Source organism: Streptodolium elevatio, assembly GCF_040649515.1.
In the GTDB taxonomy this organism is placed as follows: domain Bacteria; phylum Actinomycetota; class Actinomycetes; order Streptomycetales; family Streptomycetaceae; genus Yinghuangia; species Yinghuangia elevatio.
On record NZ_JBEZFP010000273.1, the window covers coordinates 1 to 2,859 of the forward strand.

Annotated in this window: 4 protein-coding genes; 2 read left to right on the plus strand and 2 right to left on the minus strand. The window is 66.0% G+C overall.

Annotation, left to right across the window (positions count from 1 at the left end; genetic code table 11):
* Positions 1 to 498 precede the first annotated feature (498 nt).
* Both AB0C36_RS42935 and AB0C36_RS43350 read left to right on the plus strand, forming a co-directional pair.
* Positions 499 to 1,059 carry an RNA polymerase sigma factor gene (locus AB0C36_RS42935; protein ID WP_358365196.1) on the plus strand — a complete coding sequence of 187 codons (561 nt, stop codon included), beginning with the start codon at positions 499 to 501 and terminating at the stop codon, positions 1,057 to 1,059.
* Positions 1,056 to 1,925 (plus strand): LexA family protein, encoded by an 870-nt coding sequence (locus tag AB0C36_RS43350; RefSeq protein WP_435839236.1) that lies wholly within the window; start codon positions 1,056 to 1,058, stop codon positions 1,923 to 1,925. Before AB0C36_RS42935 ends, AB0C36_RS43350 begins: the two co-directional genes overlap by 4 nt.
* 365 nt (positions 1,926 to 2,290) lie before the next feature.
* Here AB0C36_RS43350 and AB0C36_RS42945 read toward each other — a convergent pair whose 3' ends face one another.
* Positions 2,291 to 2,515, minus strand: coding sequence for a hypothetical protein (locus AB0C36_RS42945; RefSeq protein WP_358365198.1), 225 nt, complete (start codon positions 2,513 to 2,515; stop codon positions 2,291 to 2,293).
* The coding region (locus AB0C36_RS42950; protein WP_358365201.1) for a sigma-70 family RNA polymerase sigma factor at positions 2,512 to 2,859 on the minus strand (348 nt) is incomplete at its 5' end. The genes AB0C36_RS42950 and AB0C36_RS42945, both read right to left, overlap by 4 nt.

The following is a 2,859-nucleotide window of genomic DNA, read 5'->3' on the forward strand; positions in this document are numbered from 1 at the left end:
TTCCCCTCCCCGCCCCTCTCCCCTCCCGTAAAGCTGGGGTGGGCTTTACCGCGGTAAAGCCCACCGCAGGCGCGGACCTTCGTCTCCCCAGAAACTTCTGGGCGCAGCCGCTACACGTTTCCGGACGGCCAGCCCTTATGTGGGGTGGACAACGAGGACGCTGCTGGTTGCGAGGGCAGCCTGGGACAGCAGCTTCCAGGGAGGGACGGGGATGGGCGGAGAGACCGCCGCACTGATGGGGTCGGGAGCGGTACTCGTACTGGGCCTCGCCTTACGGTTGGCCGGACGGCGAGGAGGGGTTGGTGTGTGGGACATCTTGCTCGAACTCGCGAAAGGCCGCGTGGCTGCGGCAGCCGAGCGCGAACGTCGGACCACAACTCTGAAAATCCTAGAGCGACTTCCCCAGGGTGGGCGTATCACTGAAGCAGGCGGAGACGAGCATCGACGCACCTATGACGTCGCCCCAGCCCGAAGTCGACGGTCAAAGGAGGGCGGCCGATGACGGCGGCCGATCCTGCTGCGTCCCAGGGGACCGACACTGAACACGCTTATGGACCACCGGGGTTCGAGGAGTTCTTCCGATACTACGCACCTATGGTGCACCGGTATCTGATCTGGCAAGAAGCTGAATCCAGCATCCTGGACGACACAGTCCAGGCCACCATGCTGAGTGCCTATCGGTACTGGGGTCGGGTAAGCGAACTGGATCCTCCGACCGGCTGGCTGTTCAAAGTGGCCCGTCAACGGTTACAGGACGCCCGTGCCGCCCATCGCCGCAACGGTGTCCTCCTGGGGAGCGATGCTCTGAATCGCACGATCGCCGACGCAGATCACATCCTGGCCTGTGATCAGCGGCTCGACATTCTCGCAGCGATCCGCAAGCTCCCACGGCGACAGCGCGAAGCCGTCGCGCTGCGCGAGCAGTTCGGCCTGCCCTACAAGGAAATCGCCGCAGTCATGGGGGCATCGCCCGCCACGGTCCGCGCCCACGTGCACCAGGCCCGTAGAACGCTCGAAGCGATGCTCGGAGACGAGACCCCGAAGGGAGCCGATGTATGAGCAGCATCAACGAGCGTCTCAAGGCGGCCGCTCAGGCAATCGACGAGCTCTTCGCGGACCAGGCGGGGAGCGCCGAGCGCTACCAGCAGTTCCTCGCCGCCGTTCGCGTCGGCAAGACGACCACCGCGGGGAACCACTCCCCCACCGAACCGACCGAGGAGCCTGCGAGCAGCGTTGCGACAGAGGAACTACGTGCTCTGACTCCCCGCCAACGAAAGGTCCTTGAAGTTGTCCAAGCGTCGGTCGATCAGCGGGGGTACCCACCGTCGATTCGCGAGATCGGCCAGGCGGTCGGGCTGTCCAGCACGTCTTCCGTCGCCCACCAGCTGATGGCCTTGGAACGCAAAGGATATTTGCGCCGAGACCCGACGCGCCTTCGCGTGTACGAGGTACGAACCGCCAACAGCCGCGTGGAAGTCACCGAGAGCAAAGCGGCGGGCCAACCGGATGCACACGACGGCCCGGACCCGGGAGGTCGACGTGTGTGGCGAGGAGCCCAACCCGGGGACGAAGCCCTGCGGGAGCGCCTCCGGGACGCATGGGCCTGCGTGGAGAAACTGCGGGAGGAGAGCGATGAACAGCGTCGCTACCTCCATCGGGCACCGCTGACTGACGCCGACCTGGCGCAGCACATCGGCCGGTCGGAACGCACGGTGACAGGGTGGCTTCAGGGGCGGGCGTTCATGCCATCTCGCAAGGACTACCTCGGGATCGTCGAGAAGCTGGGAGGCGACCCCGATGAGTTCGACTTCATCTGGTTCGAGGGCTACGGAGCGTATGAGGTACTGAAGGGAATTGCCGACGAGGAGCCCCCCGTTCCCCACCGATCGGCGCAGCCGTCGTCGAGCGCAGTCGCGGACCGATGATGTGGAGCGAGACGGAACACACACATCGGGGGTTCACGCGACGACAAGCCGCTCATCTAGGGTCGTGCCCATCGAGTGCCCCCGAGCTTTACCGCGGTAAAGCCTGAGCGGGCGATCGGCTGGTGAAGACAAGGACCTCTGGCGCCGATGCCGGCGTCAGAGGTCCCCCGTTGCATTCGCTTGGGCCGCTGCCTCGCACGCTGTAGGGCAACTCCCCTGCTGCAGCTGACCCGGGCTCGGTGAATCCGTCAGAGGCTCCCAACCGGGTTGAGTGGACCGTCAGCCCCGCTCCCCCGGCGTCCCAGCCCGACATTACGGCCGTAGGGTCCCGTCTCGACTGCCCGTAGCGTGCGCGCGAAGCTACCTCAGGGATCGACGGGCCGGGTGCATCCGCAGGCGGAGGCGGATTTGGGACGTGGACGCGGACGTCTGAGTAGGGCGAACAGCATCGGCAAGAGGCTCAAGCCGACGCCGATAACGGCACCGACAGCGGGACTGACGTAGGTCACCACCATCAGTCCCAGACCCACAGTGACGACCATGCCGGCCAGAACCAGCCGCCAAGTGCCTTGTACCTGAATCTGCATCATCGCGGCTCCTCCGGGAGGAGCCGGGCGAGGGTGCGGACCGCGCGGTACTGGAGGGTTTTGATGGCGCCCTCGTTCTTGCCCATGATGCGGGCGGTCTCCGCGACGGACAGGCCTTGCAGGAAGCGCAGGGTGACGCACTCCTGCTGCTGCGGGTTGAGGCGGCGTACGGCGTCGAGCAGCGCCGTGTTCGGCAGCGATTCGAGCACGCAGTCCTCGGGACTGGGCTCGACCTCGTTGGCGTCGAGCATTTCGCCGGTGGTCACTTCGAGGCGGAACCGGCTGGACTTGAAGTGGTCGGCGACGAGGTTGCGCGCGATGGTCACGAGCCAGGCCCCGAAGTCGCG

Excerpts from the sequence above, each read along its gene's own strand:
- AB0C36_RS42945 (WP_358365198.1), bottom strand. The coding sequence starts at position 2,515 with ATGATGCAGATTCAGGTACAAGGCACTTGGCGGCTGGTTCTGGCCGGC.
- AB0C36_RS42935 (WP_358365196.1), top strand. The coding sequence starts at position 499 with ATGACGGCGGCCGATCCTGCTGCGTCCCAGGGGACCGACACTGAACAC.
- AB0C36_RS43350 (WP_435839236.1), top strand. The coding sequence starts at position 1,056 with ATGAGCAGCATCAACGAGCGTCTCAAGGCGGCCGCTCAGGCAATCGAC.